The following is a 16,108-nucleotide window of genomic DNA, read 5'->3' as shown; positions in this document are numbered from 1 at the left end:
AAAAAAGAATAAAGAAGAAATCGGCAGAAAAACCACGCCTTACGAAAAACGCGGTTCTCCCGACCGAGATAACCGCGTTTTTCCTATTTATATAATACTATGCGCCGTAAATTGCTGTTTTTAAACATAATTGTTTCTTTTTAAATATTTTTCAATGTTGTCTCTATACTTCAGCACTCTATTGGCAATGCCGGTAGAGTATCTGCCGGCCTTCACAGCGCCGGGGCCATACGCGTAAGCTGAAAGCGCCTTAGAATATGATTTGAATTGTTTCTTCATGCTGCTCAGATATCTTGCGCCGACCTCTATGCTGACCTGTGCCTTATACAGGCTGGAAGGTTTATATCCATACTGTCTGGCAAGAGAATCACTGGTCTGCATCAATCCCTTATATCCGTATGGATTACATACATTTGTGTAGAATGTACTTTCATTCTGTGCAACCGCCATCAAAATTTCCGGCGGCAAATTATATTTTTTTCCTTTCGAAATAAAATATCCTGCCATGTTCAAAGACTTTGTTTTGCCTACGCTCGGATTGACATGCCTTATGTAAGCGGCAAGACCTCTTTTATATTTTGCTTCTTTCTTTGACGCCGCGGAGGACTTTGCCTTTTTCGTCTTTGCAGCCTTCGTTTCCTTCTCAACTGGCGCTGCATCATCGTCGGTATCAGCTCCCGGGTTTATTACCGCGTCTCCTCCCGGACTAGCGCCATTCTCCATACTGGCCGCATCCACATCTTGATTGTTAGCAGCTATGATAGTAATTTCTTTATCGTCTATTGTTGTTTCGTCTGTTGCATAGATAGAGACGGATGAGCCAGCGATGAGGGTAATTGCAAGCAAAAATGTAATCAGCTTCTTCGCCATGTCGTTCTTCTCCCTTTCCATAGTTTTTTAGATTTCTTCGCAGGGTTTTTAACTCGCGCCGTTTGCGTTACCCTGCCGCCTGTTCTATTATAAACAATCCCTGCCACAATTTCTTAAGATTTCTTAATAATTCACATGGATTTCACAGCAAGTTTTTATATATTGTTTTTTATTATAATTTTATTTATATTTTTTTGTGCTTATATCACTGTTATATACAATCTTTCAGTCAATTTCTTAAGAAATCTTAAGAAACGACAAAAAGCGGACAGCGGCCCAGACATTCTCTGTCAAGACCGCTTTCCGCTTTCTATTCTATGCTTTTCTAAATATATCCGTTTACTTGCAGGAAATTTTCCATCCCTTTCGCTCTGGCCATCGCCAGGTCCGCGTAACCGGTAGAATAATTTCCCGAATGGACCGAGCCGGATCCCTGATTGTAGGCAGTTAAAGCCAGTCTCATATCGCCGAACTCATCTAACTTTATAGAGAGATATCTGGCGCCTACTTGAATGCTCACCTGTGGATCAAAAAGCTCTGTCGGATCATAGCCCGCGTTTCTGGCAAGGCCATCTCCCGTCTGCATTAGCCCTTTGAAATCTTCACAGCTAACAGCATCACAATAATACGTACTTTCATTCTGTGCGATAGCCATTACAATCTTCTCATCTACTTCATATCGATCAGCATATTCTACAAAATATCTTACCATAGCCGCCGCCTCGCCTTCTGTCACGTTCCGATTAACATGACGAATATAGGCGGCCAAACCCTTTAAATAATCTTCATTTCTTTTATCTACGGCAGTTTTTGCAGCTGCCATAGCAGTTTCCAGCTCAATTTGCGCCGGAAACGCTGCCGTTGTGCGGCTTTCTTTTTCCTCATCAGCTTTTGATTGCGTCTTCGGATCAGCATAAATAGAAAATGATGAGAAAATCAACATGACGATCAAGAGCCACACAACATATAGCTTCTTAGCCATAATTATTTCTCCTCTTTTTCTCAAATTGTCACCTTTCAGTGACCTTAATAGTATAGGCGTGCCAAAACGGCTTTACGCAATCTGCTGCTATAATTCACCTCGTTTTCACATACATTTCCTTCAAAACGTTATTTTTTTATAATTTTTATCCGATAATTTTATATCAAAACTACAATTGTATACAATATAGAATTGTTCTTGCCAGATTCTCTTTTTTCACCTATACTATAACTATATATTTGAGGTTACACGAGGAGGTCATTATGAAGTTTTTAATTGTAGACGCTTTTACCGATACTGCTTTCGGAGGAAATCCTGCCGGCGTTGTGATTCTTCCTGCAGGCGCAGACTTCCCATCTGACGAAATCTGCGTAAAAACCGCCGCCGAATTGCGTTACTCCGAAACAGCCTTTATCAAGGTAATGGATGATCATGAGTTTCAAATTCGTTATTTCACGCCAGCCGCTGAAGTCGATCTTTGCGGTCATGCCACCATCGGTTCCTTTGCCGCATTGATGCACCTGGGTTTAATCGGTCAAAACTGCACCTGTATCAACCACACTCTGGCAGGAGACCTTTCAATCAACATAAAGGATGGTTTCGTCATGATGGACATGGCGTCCCCAACTTTGATCAGCACAATGGATGATCCCGCCGCTGTCAAAGAACTGTACCATATCATGGGAGCATCCTATGATCCTTCAAAAATCACTTTATTGCCGCGTCTGATTTCCACGGGACTGCCAGACATTATGATGCCTGTTGCCTCCCAAACTGACCTGAATGCTATGGAGCCTGATATGAAAGCGCTGTCCGATCTCTCCGCACGTTACGAGGTCACTGGCGTTCATGCCTTTACGTTGGATGCAGAAGACGGCGTTACTGCTCACGCCAGAAACTTCGCGCCTCTCTACGACATCGACGAAGAAGCCGCTACGGGTACTTCCAACGGCGCGCTGACATACTTTTTCCATCTCAATAACCTGATTAAAAATCAGGACGCCTGCAAAATCATTCAAGGCGAAAAAATGGGTCGGCCATCGATGATTTTAACAGAAATTAACGCGACCAGCGAAGATTGTCAAATTAAAGTCGGCGGCAGCGCCATAGTTCTGGCCGAAGGTGAAATTCATATTTAGTACAGAATACCATGAACATAGAAAAACTCCTGACGCCCAAAATTCCCCAGACGCCAGGAGTTTTTCGTTACCCCCTGCTCTTTCTTTCACCATATCTCCTACATTTTTCATTTGATATGCTTCCTCCAGAATTCAAAATGACCATACCCAAATATCCCTCCGATAAAATTAAGAGCCAAATCCGAAATATCCGTGATACGAATCGGAAAGTCTGAAATAGCAAAAATATTTTCCAAATACTGTAAACCCTCTATAACACTGGATACCCCTAATGATATGATTCCAGCCTTTGTCAGAGATACTTTTTTCTGCGGCCATGTTAACCTAATCAACGGCATAAGGGGTATGAACATCAAAATGTTCCCAGCTATATTTGCCACCAAACTTCGCATATCTCCATAGTTGCATATATTTCTGATATCCCAATTCACATAGTTCATCATATAGGGCTCAGAATTCGGTGGAATCACAATCGGAAACAACGTAACGCCAACCAAAGCAATTGCGTATAAGCAGAAGGTGATGTGGATAAGTTCTTTCACCCCAAGTATCTTTTCTTCCTTAGAAGCTCCCCTTCTCCATTTAATCAAAACATATACGGCGACTACTATTGCCGCTATCATAAAGAGCAGCTCTTTTCTTATTGTAATAGACATCATTTATTGTTCCCTAATTTCCTGCTGCGTGACGAACTATTTCTTCTTGCAGTCCTTTTCATTATTTAGAACCTAATTCACTATTGCAGCCTCATTCTTCTCGGGCTCTGTTGTAAAATAACAACACTTTGCCGGCATCTCGTCCTTCTCTGAACGGTAAACTGCGACTAAATAGTTTTCTTTGAAAGTGTCCAAAATTCTATTTACTATCCACTATTATTTATTATCATATTATAATGTAACATCGGTCAAAATCAACAGCTTTGCGAAAATCGGGCGAATCACAGACTTCAAAGGAAATCAAACAGTCTTTTGCCGTAAAATAAAACTGCGGAGCCGACATGCTCCGCAGTTTTATCATATATACCTATTTAGCCATACATCCAAAAGGTCTAGACCACTCGGTGCATACCTTTTTCTACCCTACTTCACCGTCACCTTACACTTTGCCGTTAGAAGATTTCCGGTCTTTACCGTAATCGTAGCAGTTCCCTTTTTCTTAGCTGTTACTTTCCCTGTCGAAGTCACCGTCGCAACACTTCTATTTGAAGATACATACGTTAGCTTCCGGCCATAAGCGCCTGACTTTGACAGCGTCGCTCTCAGTTTGAAACTCCGCCCCTTTGCCAACGACTTTTTCGTATAATTCAGCTTCATGGTCGACGGCGCGTCAGCTGTACACGTAACCTCTACCAACGTCTCATTGCCCGATGGATCTCTTGCATAAACGCTATAAGTCCCCGGTACGCCCATTTTCTTCATCCCTGTGCTGTTTTCGTCCAGTTCCACCTCGAACCCTTTGCCATTTCGAAAATATGCTTTATTATGGCTGCCTCTGGCATATCTCACCTCTGCCAAATCACCGCTGTCATCGGTCGCTTTAATGGTTAAAAGCTCTTTATAAGAACCTTCTATCGCCGTCACTTCCGTCTCAACTACCGGCGCAATCCTATCGGGAAGAAAAGCATCTCTACTTTCTGCTATCAAAGGCTTATACGCGTTAAGACAGCGGTTTCCCGCCACCTTGCCGCCCAATCCGACAGCATAACTGCAGTTATCCAGAATCAGCATCCGCATCTGTGCCGCCGAAATGCCCTCATAATAGGAATGGATCAAGGAAGCTACCCCCGTAACAAAAGGCGCTGCCATAGATGTGCCTGTGAGATTTTCGTACATATTGCCTGGAAACGTACTGTAGATATCTGTCCCCGGCGCTGCTAAATCCACTGAAGTCTTACCGTAGTTAGAAAGCCTGTACAACTGCCCGCCGGATTCCATATTGCCTACGCTGATAATATTCTCCAGTTTATAGCAAGCCGGATACATTGGAAACTGATCCACATCCCGCCGGTTATTCCCCGCAGCACAGACAAAGAGCATCTTGGAATTCGCCATCGCCTTATACAGCGCGCTGTCATATTGATACGTGCCCATACTGAGATTACAAATATCTGCGCCGTTTTTCTCCGCATAACGAATAGCCTGTATCACCTTAAAGGCCGATCCCTCTCCATTGGGACCGAGAACCTTCAGACTCATCATGGACAGCTTGCCAGAAATAGAGCCGATTCCTGCGATCCCTATATCATTACCGGTCTCTGCTCCGATAATACCGGCGCAATGCGTTCCATGGTGATATTCGCTGCTTTTTCCTTTTCCAAAAGCCGTTGACAATACTTTCGGCGTTTTTCCAGAAAAATCGTAGCCGTGGACGTCATCCTTATAGCCGTTGCCATCATCATCCTTCCCATTACCCGCGGTTTCTCCCTGGTTTACCCAAGTTACAGCCGCCAGATCAGGATGATTAAAATCAAAGCCTGAATCTATCACAGCAACCACGGTTTCTTTCATCGTACTTTTATGTGCTGCCACAAAACGATACGCCTGTTCAAAAGCAATGTCCGCTCCAGAACCGTTTATCAATCCCCACTGCAGACTCAGAAACGGGTCTCTCGTAACATTGCTGCTTTCATAGATATAATTAGGCTGAATATCTACATCGGGATATTGCTTCGACAAATCAGTTGCGATATCATCTAAGTCTGCTTGCTTCGACAAGGTGATCAAAGCTATTCCATCACCAGCATAATCGATAGATACTACCCCGGAAGGTCTCACCATTTTCGTCAGATCAGCGGATGATGTAATAATATACTCTCTTTCAACCGCCTGCTCTCCATCAGATGCCTTTTCCAACGCGGCATAATCATCAGAATCTGCCTCCGCGGCAGTAACAGATATACCGTTCTCCTCAGCTGTACGGTTTTCTTCCTGCCAAACCTCCGCGCCAAACGCCGCTCCGGGCATAGCCGTTAACAATAACGATACCGCCGTAAAAACAGCAAGTATCCTTCTCCTTACCTTCATTGCTCCTCCATTTCCTCCGAAACTGTATTTTCGCCGGGTTCCCGCTTAAGTTCTTCCTTTCGTTCCTCTCGCGCAATATTCACAGCCTTAATATGCGGCATCTTATGATTCGGGTCAGTTAAGAATACATATAAGTAAATCGTTGCAATCCCTACCAATACCAAAGCATCCTTATAAAGCTCCCGACTTACCAGAACCGCCGCCATTCCCATAATCGCACTGATTCCATACAGCATTAGAACAGCTCGGCGCTGTCCGTAGCCTAAAGCCATCAGTCTGTGATGCAAATGTCCTTTATCTGCCTCCATAATAGGCCGACGGTTGACTACACGCCTCAAAATAGCGAAAAACGTATCGAAGATAGGAATCCCCAACACGATAACCGGTACAACTACCGCGATAATCGTAGATCGTTTCAGCGGACCTACTACAGACAGCGCGGCAATCATAAATCCCAGGAATAACGATCCGCCGTCCCCCATAAAGATCTTTGCAGGATAGAAGTTAAAAGGCAAAAATCCAATACAGCCTCCCGCCAAAGACAGCATGGAAAGACACACTACCATCATGCCGTACTCATTGCCGTGAATATATGCTACATAAGCAATACAAAGAGACGAAATAGCCGCCGTACCTGCCGCCAATCCATCCAATCCGTCAATCAGGTTGATCGTATTCGTAATTCCTACAATCCACAAAATAGTTACAATGAAGCACACTGCCGTTCCAAAGTGCAGCACGCCTTCTCCAAAATAATCCGTAATAAACTTTATCCGCAAGCCCATATAATACATGAGCGCTGCGACTATCACCTGCGCCCCGAATTTCACCTTTGCCGGCAGATTCTTTAAATCGTCCACCACACCCAGAATATAGATCAGCGTTCCGCCAATGATAACCGGCAGGATCTTCTCATTTTGTCCCGCGAAAACAATCAGCGAAACCGTAGTCCCAATAAAGATCGCCATGCCGCCAAATCGAGGCATAGCCTTGGTATGCATTCTACGCGCGTCCTTCGGCACATCCATTGCGCCGATTTTCGGCGCCAGCTTAATCGCTGCAGGCGAAAACACAAAGGCCAGAACAAAAGCCAGTGCAAACGTCCCTAACAAAGTAAGTCTCGTAATTTCCATACATGTCCTCTAGTCCTGCTTTTGCAGCATAATAATCTTCAATCCTGCTTCATCTAAAATTTCTACTGCCAGATCATCAGGATAACCTTCCCGTACTACTATCCTGGAAAGCCCTGCGTTAATAATCATTTTCGCGCAAATAACGCAAGGCTGATGGGTGATGTAGATAGTACCGCCCTCAATGCTCTGCCCCAGAGTCGCCGCCTGAATAATCGCGTTCTGCTCCGCATGCAGCGCCCTACACAGCTCATGGCGTTGTCCTGACGGTATCTGCAACTTCTGTCTAAGACATCCTCCATACTCGTCACAATGCCGTATACCTCTCGGCGCGCCGTTATATCCAGTAGCAATAATATGCTTGTCCTTTACAATAACCGCTCCCACATGTCTGCGCAAGCAAGTAGATCTTTTGGCTGTCAGTTCAGCCATCTCCATAAAATACTCGTCCCAGCTAAGTCTTTTGTCATTGCTCTGTTCCATATACTGCTGCCTCTCTTTCACTTAAATTATCATAAAACACCTGAACCAGGCAAAGCCCTTCCGCCGGCGCTGTATGCCCAGCCATGCTTCGCCGTCCCGTTTCTAACATCAAAGGGATTTCCGTCAGGCCTTTTCTTCCCAATCCCACGTCTACCAGTGTTCCGGCGATAATTCTCACCATATTATAAAGAAAACCATCTCCTGCAATCTCAATCCATATTTCATCCCGTTCTTTGCAGGTTACCTTCAGTTGATAAACAGTCCGTATCGTAGTCTCTCTCGGCGTGCCGCCTGATGACTGAAAGCAAGCAAAGTCATGCGTTCCCTCAATCAAAGCGGCTGCCGCCTGCATCTTCTGGATATCCAACGGTTCCGCTATATGATAAACATAGTTTCTTCGAAAAAGGTCCGGCTCCGGCGTATTAAGAATAACATAACGATATTGCTTACCCTTACTGTCAAATCTGGCATGGAATCCAGATTCCATTTCCTTCGCCTCTAGGATTCTAACATCACTGCTCTTAGTTCGGTAAGTACCTCCTGCCGATAGCAGATGATTGACAGCCCTGGGAAGCCGTTCTACCGGGATACCGAAATCCGCCGTGAAAGACGCCCTTTGACCAATAGCATGCACGCCTGCGTCTGTACGGCTGGTTCCGTTCAACTTAATTTCCGCCCGGCACACCTTTGACAATGCTTCTTCCAAAACGCCTTGCACCGTTCTGACAGACGTCTGCCGCTGCCATCCCGAAAAGCATGTCCCATCATACGCGATTGTTAGCAAAACATTTCGTTCCATATTATGATCCTATCTTTTCGGTAATTCTATCTTAGGATCATCCTCAGATCTGCGATAAAGAACAAATTTACGGCCAATCGCCTGAACAAACTCAGCTCCCAGCTGACCCGCGACCTGATCCGCAGCGTCTCCCGGCCGCATTTCACAGCCCTCCTGCATCTTTACCTTTACCAACTCACGGCAAGCCAAACCAGTATCGATTTCCTTTATTACATTTTCTGTCAATCCCTGTTTTCCTATATAAACCGTGGCGTCCAGCCTTTGTGCCAATCCCCGCAAATAGCTTCTCTGTTTGCTCGTGATCATATACTTCCTCCATTTTATTCTTATGTCTATATTAACACAAAAGCTGTCAACTATAAATGTTTTTTTCTTCACAGAGAAAAAACTGATCCCTCCTCGCATGTTTCTCACAGCGACAGGAGCAGCATAGGAGTATAATCCCACAAAACAATCAGGTAAACAGCGGCCGCCGCCGCGATATACGGAGCCATAGGAATCGTATCCGTACGGCGGATTTTCTTTCTCACAAGAAGACTGATCAAATGCCCGGCGCTAAGCAACGTTGTCAATACAAACACAACAAAAATCCCTCGCAGACCCATAATCAGTCCCAACGCTGCAAACAGCTTGATATCGCCGCCTCCCAGGGTATTTCTTCGATACGCCATCTTTCCAAGAAGGGCTGTAAATCCCATAATTCCAAATCCCGCAAGTCCGCCGAAAAAACAGTCCTGCCAGCCATTATGATAAGAAATAAATCCGAATGCCGTGACTGCCAAAAGAATTACCAGCTGATCCGGTATAATCCGATACTTTTTATCCGCAATAGCGATTTCCAGAAGAAGCCAGAGACTGCAAAACGCCGCCACAGCAAACTGCCAGTCATCCACAACCAGTTTAATATTGACGATAACAAACATCATAGTAAATATAAACTTCCATGGATAGCTTTTGACTCGCTGCGTATATTGATCCTTCAGTTCCTCAGACGGAGCTTCTCCATAATCACAAAGCCATGCCGCCGGCATTTTGTTGAAAAAGTACACAGCTCCATTCCCCGCAAGAATTCCTGCCAAAATAGCCGCCAGGCATTTTATCATTACAACTAAAATATTGGTCATCATTTCAATACTCACTTTCTTACTGGTATCTTACCACAAATTGGACAGCGATAAAACAGGTTTCTTTTTCCCATAGCCGCGCATAAGCCTCCTGACCTCTGCACATATTATGCTTAACGATTTTAAAAAACAGCGAGGAAATCTTTATGCAGGAAAAACAAGGTCTTGGTTTATTCAAATTAACCTGCTTTGCAATCGGTACAACGTTGGCAAGCGGTGTTTTCAGTATGTTCAGCGATTTGGCGGCAAATGGGGCGGGCACGCTATCAGTTCTCATCGGTTGGACAATTGCAGGCGCAGGCATGTATAGCCTTGCCATGTGTTTTAACAGACTTAGCATTGTTAGACCAAATTTAAAAAGCGGTATTTTCACCTATGCCAGAGAAGGCTTCGGTCCTTACACCGGCTTTAATTCCGCATGGGGTTACTGGATCAGCGCTATTCTTTCCCAGGTGTCCTTCGCAACATTACTCTTTGCCGCGCTCGGACAATTCATTCCACTGTTTGGGGATGGTAATAATTTAGCTTCCATCATCGGCGCTTCAATTTTAGTATGGGCATTTACCCTGCTGATTATGGGCGGCGTGCAAGAAGCAGTCACAATCAATACCATCATCGTCTTAGCTAAAATCGTGCCGATTGCGGCATTTATTCTGTTTGTCATATTCCTCGGCGCTTTTGATTTGGACATCTTTCTTGAAAATTTCTTGGGTGAGGATACTGGATATTCTCTGGGAAAGCAAGTCCTGGAAACCACCTATACTACCGTATGGATTTTTACGGGTATTGAAGGCGCAGTCGTAATCTCGGGCCGCGCTAAATCTACTGCAATCGCAGGCAAAGCAACGACACTTTCGTTTCTTTCCCTGCTGGTTCTTTATGTACTGATTTCCATTCTCAGTATGGGAATCATGCCGAGGAGCGAGCTGGCAAATTTGGAAGATCCGGCCATGGCTGTACTTTTGTCTCATGTGGTGGGACCGTGGGGTGCGACACTAATCAATATAGGCGTCATCATCTCCATAGCAGGCGCCATGTTTTCCTATACCATCGTGACTGCTGACAGTGCATATGCGCCTGCCTGCGGCGGCTGTTTTCCCCGCTTTCTTACCAAAGAAAATGGCCGTCATGCGCCAATCGGCGCACTCCTTCTCACCGCTGCCATCATTCAAGTACTGCTGATTATTGTATATTTTCAATCGTCCACCTATCAAGCGCTGTATACCCTGGCAACCAGCGCAATCATGATTCCTTTCGTACTATCCGCCCTGTATTGCCTGAAAACCTGCTTTGAAGACCGGCGTTTCGGCCATAATCCTGTCAGCTTCAATGCCTGGTTAATTTCCATTCTCGGCGTCATTTATGGATTTTGGATGCTGTACGCCACTGGCATTTCCAATATTGTGATCTCCGCTATGATGTTCGCGCCCGGCGTGCTGTTCTATGTGTGGAGCCGCCTGCAAAACCGGGAAAAAATCTTCGAAAGTCCCCTCGACGTAGCCGCGTTCATCATCATCGCGGCGGGTCTTTTGATTTCTATGCTGCACTAAAATCTGGTTTCTTAATTTCTGACACAATCTCCATAAATTTGACCGCAGAGTGTCATTTTCCACAAATGTGAAATATGGAAAATGACACTATTCAGATAAAACTGCACCAGTTGTGTCAAAATCAGCCTGTCTTCATTCGCTGATTCCCATTTGATCTCGCTATCTGTACTGAAACCGTACTTGTTTTTTATCAATTTCCAGATATTTATCCTATTTTCTGACACAATCCTCTTTAACATCACGTAATAGTGTCATTTTCCACTTATGCATTCTTAAAATCTGACACTTTCCTACATGTAAATAAGTCATAGTGTCAAATTCGTCAAAATCATTTGGTCTATCTAAAGTAAGGAAGCAACTGCGTCCTTACAATTTCATCGATATACCCGCTACTGCAGTTTGCTTTTTCATCATCTTGCGTAAGAATTAAATTGCGTCCAATTCAAAATCCATGTTTTTGATAAGTCATTAATTTTTCTCCTGTACGTATGCTATAATCTTCATTTTTCAGAAGTCCTAGATGTTCCCAGATTATAATTTCACCAGTTGGCAATTCAAAGGTAAAATCCGGTTCAAAATAATATCCTCTTGCATTCGGATATGGAAATCACTTTTCATATAGAAAAGGAATGTTGTATTTGACTAGCGTATTCACAATAATCACCTCAGATTTAGATCGCACCAACAAACCACATACCGTTTCATGAATATGATATTTTTCGTCAAAATTCAATTGTATTGGCATACCCGATTGAGCCGCTTTTAGCTTATCAACTGCCAAATATTGAAATGCATCTCTGTAAGTCTGAGGAATACTTTCAATGATATCCAGATATTGATTCTCTTGATATATCTTCTGGAGTGTTTCTAACGCTGCAATATTGATTTCTGCCGTTCGCAAAATTTGCTGCTGCAATTTCTTTTGGGCTAGTTTTTCAATCTGTCGGCTATTCTGACTGATATTCTCGGCATAACTTTTCCCATTATTATTTTTGCACGCATAAAACGCAATCCCACTTTTCCTGGGTCGGTTCTTCAAATACCCCGCCGGGGCTCGTGCCAGCGCTTTCTCACTCTGCTGCCGCAGTTTCCGCTGTTCTCTCAATTCTTCTTCCACCAAGTCCAAAAATACACCCATGGCCTCTCTTCTTTTCCAATTTCTTACATCATATCATACTCGCGTACGCATTTCAAATTTTATTTTACATTAATGTAAAATAAATCCATATTCGTGTCAAAAAAAAAAAAAAAAAAAAATCCTCTCTGTGGTTTTATCCACAAAGAGGATTCTGCATATTTTTTCTAATGGCGATCCGTTCGGTCCCGTCAAGATCCGTCCCCGCCTTATTTTGCCGGCTTCCAGGAGCTCTTCAAATCGACGATCCGGTTGAAGACCTTTTCGGTATCGGTCGTCAGCTTGCTGTCTGCCACATAGTAACCGTGACGGAAGAACTGGAACCGCTCGCCCGGCGCCGCTTCAGCCAGTGACGGCTCAGCATAACCCCAGGTTTCCTCAACAGAATTCGGGTTCAGCACATTTTCACCGTTCTCGTCCGGCACCATCAGATAGCTGTAATTGCGAATCTTCACTTTCACTGCCGTCCGCGCATCCACAAAATGAATCGTTCCTTTCACCTTACGTCCTTCAAAACCACTGCCGCTTCTAGTCTGCGGGTCATAGGTGCAGCGTAGCTCCTTGATGGAGCCGTCCTCATTCTTAACAACCTCCTCGCACTTAATGAAGTAAGCGCCCTTAAACCGAACTTCGTTGCCCGGGAACAGTCTGAAATACTTCTTCGCCGGTACTTCCATAAAGTCCGCGCCATCTACATAAAGTTCTCTGGAAAATGGAATCTCACGGGTACCCATTTCCGGTACTTCCTTATTGTTTTCCAGTTCGATCATCTCGGTCTTATCTTCTGGATAGTTAGTAATCACAACCTTAATCGGATTTTCGATAACATTTCTGCTTTCAACTTTCGTCTTTAAATCCTCACGGATGCAATGCTCCAGCAAAGAGATTTCCACCGTACTGTTGGATTTAGCCACACCGACTCGTTCGCAGAAATCCCTGATGGACTCCGGCGTATAGCCTCTGCGGCGCATACCTGCAAGGGTCGGCATTCTTGGGTCATCCCAGCCGTCTACAACGCCGTCTTCCACAAAACTGCGCAGATAACGCTTGCTCATGACCGTGTTGGTAATATTCAGTCTGGCAAATTCAATCTGCTGCGGCGGGTTTTCCCACCAGCCTACTTCCCTGAGAACCCACTCGTAAAGCGGTCTGTGATCCTCAAATTCCAAAGAGCAAAGAGAATGAGTAATCCCCTCAATCGCATCTTCTATCGGATGCGCAAAATCGTACATCGGATAGATGCACCACTTATCTCCCGTATTGTGATGAGGAGGATTATGAGCGATTCTATAGATAACGGGGTCTCTCATATTGATATTAGGGGAGCACATATCGATTTTCGCACGCAGCACCCGCTCGCCGTCAGCGTATTTGCCTGCCTTCATTTCCTCAAAGAGCTTCAGATTTTCCTCAACCGTCTGATTTCTGCAAGGGCTTTCCATACCTGCACAGGTCAAAGTGCCGCGATATTCCTTCATCTGCTCCGCATCCAGATTGCAAACGTAAGCCTTTCCTTTTTTAATCAACTCAACCGCCGCTTCGTACATCTTATCAAAATAGTTGGATGCCCAAAGCAGCTTATCCCACTTAAAGCCCAGCCAGCGAATATCTTCCTCAATAGCGCTGACGTATTCTACATCTTCTTTAACCGGGTTAGTATCGTCGTACCGCAAATTGCACATGCCGCCATACTTCTCAGCAGTGCCGAAGTTAATGCAGATCGCCTTGGCGTGACCGATATGCAGGTAGCCGTTGGGTTCCGGCGGAAAACGGGTATATACCGTATCTCCGTTCTTCTGGGATTCCAGGTCCTTATCAATAATACTATGAATAAAATTCGTTGAAACAGGTTCTGTCATGTCGTTTCCTCCAAATATTGTTATCAATAGATTTAGTATACCACAATTATATCCCATTTTAAAACATATTTTTCACCTTTACACCAGTTTCCCTGTCTGCTACAATAAAATTATCAAAACACTGCTGAAAGGAGCACTTTATGAAATATACAATCGTAGGAGAACCTCTGCCTGCTGTCATTTGCGACGTAGAAGCAGGTGAAACCCTGATTACAGAGAGCGGCGCCATGAGCTGGATGACACCAAACATGAAAATGGAAACCACTTCTAACGGAGGTATCGGTCGGGCGCTAGGCCGCGTTTTCTCCGGAGACACGTTATTCCAAAATCGCTATACCGCTCAGGGAGGCAGCGGACAGATCGCTTTTGCCTCCAGTTTTCCAGGTTCTATCAAAGCCTTCGACATCAATCCCGGACACGAAATGATCGTACAGAAAAGCGCATTTCTGGCCAGCGAAGCAACAGTAGATCTATCGATTTTCTTTCAAAAGAGAGCCGGCGCAGGCTTTTTCGGCGGCGAAGGCTTCATCATGCAAAGGCTGTCCGGCCGTGGTATTGCCTTTGTTGAAATTGATGGCTACGCAGTAGAATATAATTTAGCTCCGGGACAGGAGATGATTATAGATACTGGCTATCTGGCCGCTATGGAATCTACCTGTTCTATGGATATCGTTTCTGTCCCAGGCGTAAAGAACATGCTCTTCGGCGGCGAAGGCATCTTCAATACTCTTGTGAAGGGTCCTGGCAAAATCATTCTGCAAACCATGCCGATTAACGTGGTCGCAGGCGCTGTCAGACCTTTTATTCCTACCGGTAACTAAATCGTTCCTTAAATATGCAAGCCCCGTCAGCGCGCACAGCGCCAGCGGGGCTTCTATTTTTACCAGAACTTCACTTCCGGTTTCGCGTTTCTGTAATCAGCGCTGATCATCACTTCATTCCAGCAACCGTAGCACTCCGGCAGGTCATACCAGCGCGGATTTGCTTTGGTCCCGGTCAAAGCGATTCTCTGTCCCACATAGGTTTCACTGTTGGAGACAGGCACTGCGTTCTTTGCATCGGTCAAATCCAGGGTGGAAATAATGCTCGGAATCGTCACGAGGGTTTCTCCCTCAGCCTGCACATACAGGTTTTCATTCTGAAAAATCACCTTAAACTCCTCACCGTTATCGGCGCGCACTGTGGTTACGCCCGTATCAAAGCCTCCGGCAGAATCGATTTCAATATCCACAATGGCGCCTTCAGAAACAATGGCCTCAAACGGAATTTCTTTTGCCGCAAAGTAGGACTTCAGCTTATCTACAGCCTCTGCCGCCGGCGTCTTTCTCAGAATATCACCGACTTCGACTGCCAGGGTCATCTGTCCCAGCGCGGATGCCGCCAGATGCTGCTCTTTGTTCATCATCCATGCGGCAAAGCCGATGCCCTGATCAAATGCCTGACACATATATCTCGCGATTTTTTCACAGGCAGCGCCATCCATCGGATCTTCTGTTCTCGCCACCATGGTGTCTCCCGCTTCGCTGGCTAAAATCACCGGGCTGGTCGGCACGCCGTGTACCGGCAGCAGTCCCGTATTCAGTTCAGGCACAGCGCGGCCGTTTCCATCCGTATCGATAATCGGCAGCCCGCACTTCCACGCAGCGTACAGAGGAAGCATGGTGTTACCGCCGCCCATTTCGCCGGAATACACATATTTCAATTCCTTGCCCAGGAATCTCGCTTCCTCGCTCATACCCTTTACTGCATTGACCGATTCGTCCTGGAAAGTTCTGCCCTTTGTCGCAACTGGAGAACCCAGCGCCGCGATCATGGTGGACACTACCTTCGGATCGTCGTCCATTTCGTCAATGTCGATCATTTTGATACACGCGTCAGGATCTTCTGCATACATGGCTTCAATCAGCGCCAATCCTTCTTCTGCGGATCCGCCGCCGCCACCGCCGTAAAAGCTGGAGCCGTAAACGATACTCGTCAATTCTTCACGTCTTAATTCTTTCGCCATTTTCTTTAC

Annotated in this window: 15 protein-coding genes; 3 read left to right on the top strand and 12 right to left on the bottom strand. The window is 45.2% G+C overall.

Annotated features, from left to right (window positions below; translation table 11 throughout):
• Nucleotides 1-120: 120 nt before the first annotated feature.
• Nucleotides 121-870, bottom strand: a complete 750-nt coding sequence (locus ACPW7J_RS03035; RefSeq protein WP_425756476.1) for a transglycosylase SLT domain-containing protein — start codon at nucleotides 868-870, stop codon at nucleotides 121-123.
• A gap of 325 nt (nucleotides 871-1,195) precedes the next feature.
• Nucleotides 1,196-1,852, bottom strand: coding sequence for a transglycosylase SLT domain-containing protein (locus ACPW7J_RS03030; RefSeq protein ID WP_161873517.1), 657 nt, complete (start codon nucleotides 1,850-1,852; stop codon nucleotides 1,196-1,198).
• A 263-nt stretch (nucleotides 1,853-2,115) separates the two neighbouring features.
• Between ACPW7J_RS03030 and ACPW7J_RS03025 the strand changes: the two genes are divergently transcribed.
• A complete protein-coding gene (locus ACPW7J_RS03025; protein ID WP_161873518.1) occupies nucleotides 2,116-2,991 on the top strand; it encodes a PhzF family phenazine biosynthesis protein in 876 nt (291 codons plus the stop codon).
• 107 nt (nucleotides 2,992-3,098) lie between these two features.
• Here ACPW7J_RS03025 and ACPW7J_RS03020 read toward each other — a convergent pair whose 3' ends face one another.
• The 7 genes from ACPW7J_RS03020 to ACPW7J_RS02990 all read right to left on the bottom strand — a co-directional run bounded on the left by ACPW7J_RS03020 (nucleotide 3,099) and on the right by ACPW7J_RS02990 (nucleotide 9,553).
• Nucleotides 3,099-3,650: a VanZ family protein gene (locus ACPW7J_RS03020; protein WP_425756475.1), complete on the bottom strand. Its 552-nt coding sequence runs from the start codon at nucleotides 3,648-3,650 to the stop codon at nucleotides 3,099-3,101.
• A 420-nt stretch (nucleotides 3,651-4,070) separates the two neighbouring features.
• Entirely contained in the window at nucleotides 4,071-6,014 is a 1,944-nt protein-coding gene (locus tag ACPW7J_RS03015; protein ID WP_425756473.1) for a S8 family serine peptidase, read from the bottom strand.
• Nucleotides 6,011-7,147: a glycosyltransferase family 4 protein gene (locus tag ACPW7J_RS03010; protein WP_425756472.1), complete on the bottom strand. Its 1,137-nt coding sequence runs from the start codon at nucleotides 7,145-7,147 to the stop codon at nucleotides 6,011-6,013. The genes ACPW7J_RS03015 and ACPW7J_RS03010 overlap by 4 nt, the downstream gene beginning before the upstream one ends.
• A gap of 9 nt (nucleotides 7,148-7,156) precedes the next feature.
• Complete coding sequence (locus ACPW7J_RS03005) at nucleotides 7,157-7,627, bottom strand: deoxycytidylate deaminase (RefSeq protein WP_161873523.1); 471 nt, start codon at nucleotides 7,625-7,627, stop codon at nucleotides 7,157-7,159.
• Entirely contained in the window at nucleotides 7,611-8,426 is an 816-nt protein-coding gene (gene truA / locus ACPW7J_RS03000; protein ID WP_161873524.1) for a tRNA pseudouridine(38-40) synthase TruA, read from the bottom strand. Before truA ends, ACPW7J_RS03005 begins: the two co-directional genes overlap by 17 nt.
• A 9-nt stretch (nucleotides 8,427-8,435) precedes the next feature.
• A complete protein-coding gene (gene yhbY / locus ACPW7J_RS02995) occupies nucleotides 8,436-8,732 on the bottom strand; it encodes a ribosome assembly RNA-binding protein YhbY (protein ID WP_425756470.1) in 297 nt (98 codons plus the stop codon).
• Between the two features lie 104 nt (nucleotides 8,733-8,836).
• Nucleotides 8,837-9,553 (bottom strand): prepilin peptidase, encoded by a 717-nt coding sequence (locus ACPW7J_RS02990; RefSeq protein ID WP_425756468.1) that lies wholly within the window; start codon nucleotides 9,551-9,553, stop codon nucleotides 8,837-8,839.
• 143 nt (nucleotides 9,554-9,696) lie between these two features.
• Here ACPW7J_RS02990 and ACPW7J_RS02985 point away from each other — a divergent pair, with 143 nt between their 5' ends.
• Nucleotides 9,697-11,100 (top strand): basic amino acid/polyamine antiporter, encoded by a 1,404-nt coding sequence (locus tag ACPW7J_RS02985; RefSeq protein ID WP_425756467.1) that lies wholly within the window; start codon nucleotides 9,697-9,699, stop codon nucleotides 11,098-11,100.
• Nucleotides 11,101-11,707: 607 nt separating this feature from the next.
• On the opposite strand, the gene ACPW7J_RS02980 is transcribed toward ACPW7J_RS02985, so the two are convergent.
• Both ACPW7J_RS02980 and ACPW7J_RS02975 read right to left on the bottom strand, forming a co-directional pair.
• Nucleotides 11,708-12,217 (bottom strand): hypothetical protein, encoded by a 510-nt coding sequence (locus tag ACPW7J_RS02980; protein WP_425756465.1) that lies wholly within the window; start codon nucleotides 12,215-12,217, stop codon nucleotides 11,708-11,710.
• A gap of 227 nt (nucleotides 12,218-12,444) precedes the next feature.
• Nucleotides 12,445-14,094, bottom strand: a complete 1,650-nt coding sequence (locus ACPW7J_RS02975) for a glutamine--tRNA ligase/YqeY domain fusion protein (protein ID WP_161873529.1) — start codon at nucleotides 14,092-14,094, stop codon at nucleotides 12,445-12,447.
• Nucleotides 14,095-14,234: 140 nt separating this feature from the next.
• Here ACPW7J_RS02975 and ACPW7J_RS02970 point away from each other — a divergent pair, with 140 nt between their 5' ends.
• Nucleotides 14,235-14,915: a TIGR00266 family protein gene (locus ACPW7J_RS02970; RefSeq protein ID WP_161873530.1), complete on the top strand. Its 681-nt coding sequence runs from the start codon at nucleotides 14,235-14,237 to the stop codon at nucleotides 14,913-14,915.
• 59 nt (nucleotides 14,916-14,974) lie between these two features.
• On the opposite strand, the gene ACPW7J_RS02965 is transcribed toward ACPW7J_RS02970, so the two are convergent.
• Nucleotides 14,975-16,099, bottom strand: coding sequence for a DUF917 family protein (locus ACPW7J_RS02965; protein WP_425756463.1), 1,125 nt, complete (start codon nucleotides 16,097-16,099; stop codon nucleotides 14,975-14,977).
• Between the last annotated feature and the right edge of the window lie 9 nt (nucleotides 16,100-16,108).

The sequence above is a fragment of the Ihubacter sp. rT4E-8 genome (genome assembly GCF_049852125.1).
Taxonomy (GTDB): Bacteria; Bacillota; Clostridia; order Peptostreptococcales; family Anaerovoracaceae; genus Senimuribacter.
Note: the sequence above shows the minus strand (reverse complement) of the source record. Positions and strands in the feature narration are given on the sequence as shown.

Excerpts from the sequence above, each read along its gene's own strand:
- ACPW7J_RS03035 (WP_425756476.1), bottom strand. The coding sequence starts at position 870 with ATGGCGAAGAAGCTGATTACATTTTTGCTTGCAATTACCCTCATCGCT.
- ACPW7J_RS03030 (WP_161873517.1), bottom strand. The coding sequence starts at position 1,852 with ATGGCTAAGAAGCTATATGTTGTGTGGCTCTTGATCGTCATGTTGATT.
- ACPW7J_RS03025 (WP_161873518.1), top strand. The coding sequence starts at position 2,116 with ATGAAGTTTTTAATTGTAGACGCTTTTACCGATACTGCTTTCGGAGGA.
- ACPW7J_RS03020 (WP_425756475.1), bottom strand. The coding sequence starts at position 3,650 with ATGATGTCTATTACAATAAGAAAAGAGCTGCTCTTTATGATAGCGGCA.
- ACPW7J_RS03015 (WP_425756473.1), bottom strand. The coding sequence starts at position 6,014 with ATGAAGGTAAGGAGAAGGATACTTGCTGTTTTTACGGCGGTATCGTTA.
- ACPW7J_RS03010 (WP_425756472.1), bottom strand. The coding sequence starts at position 7,147 with ATGGAAATTACGAGACTTACTTTGTTAGGGACGTTTGCACTGGCTTTT.
- ACPW7J_RS03005 (WP_161873523.1), bottom strand. The coding sequence starts at position 7,627 with ATGGAACAGAGCAATGACAAAAGACTTAGCTGGGACGAGTATTTTATG.
- truA (WP_161873524.1), bottom strand. The coding sequence starts at position 8,426 with ATGGAACGAAATGTTTTGCTAACAATCGCGTATGATGGGACATGCTTT.
- yhbY (WP_425756470.1), bottom strand. The coding sequence starts at position 8,732 with ATGATCACGAGCAAACAGAGAAGCTATTTGCGGGGATTGGCACAAAGG.
- ACPW7J_RS02990 (WP_425756468.1), bottom strand. The coding sequence starts at position 9,553 with ATGATGACCAATATTTTAGTTGTAATGATAAAATGCCTGGCGGCTATT.
- ACPW7J_RS02985 (WP_425756467.1), top strand. The coding sequence starts at position 9,697 with ATGCAGGAAAAACAAGGTCTTGGTTTATTCAAATTAACCTGCTTTGCA.
- ACPW7J_RS02975 (WP_161873529.1), bottom strand. The coding sequence starts at position 14,094 with ATGACAGAACCTGTTTCAACGAATTTTATTCATAGTATTATTGATAAG.
- ACPW7J_RS02970 (WP_161873530.1), top strand. The coding sequence starts at position 14,235 with ATGAAATATACAATCGTAGGAGAACCTCTGCCTGCTGTCATTTGCGAC.
- ACPW7J_RS02965 (WP_425756463.1), bottom strand. The coding sequence starts at position 16,099 with ATGGCGAAAGAATTAAGACGTGAAGAATTGACGAGTATCGTTTACGGC.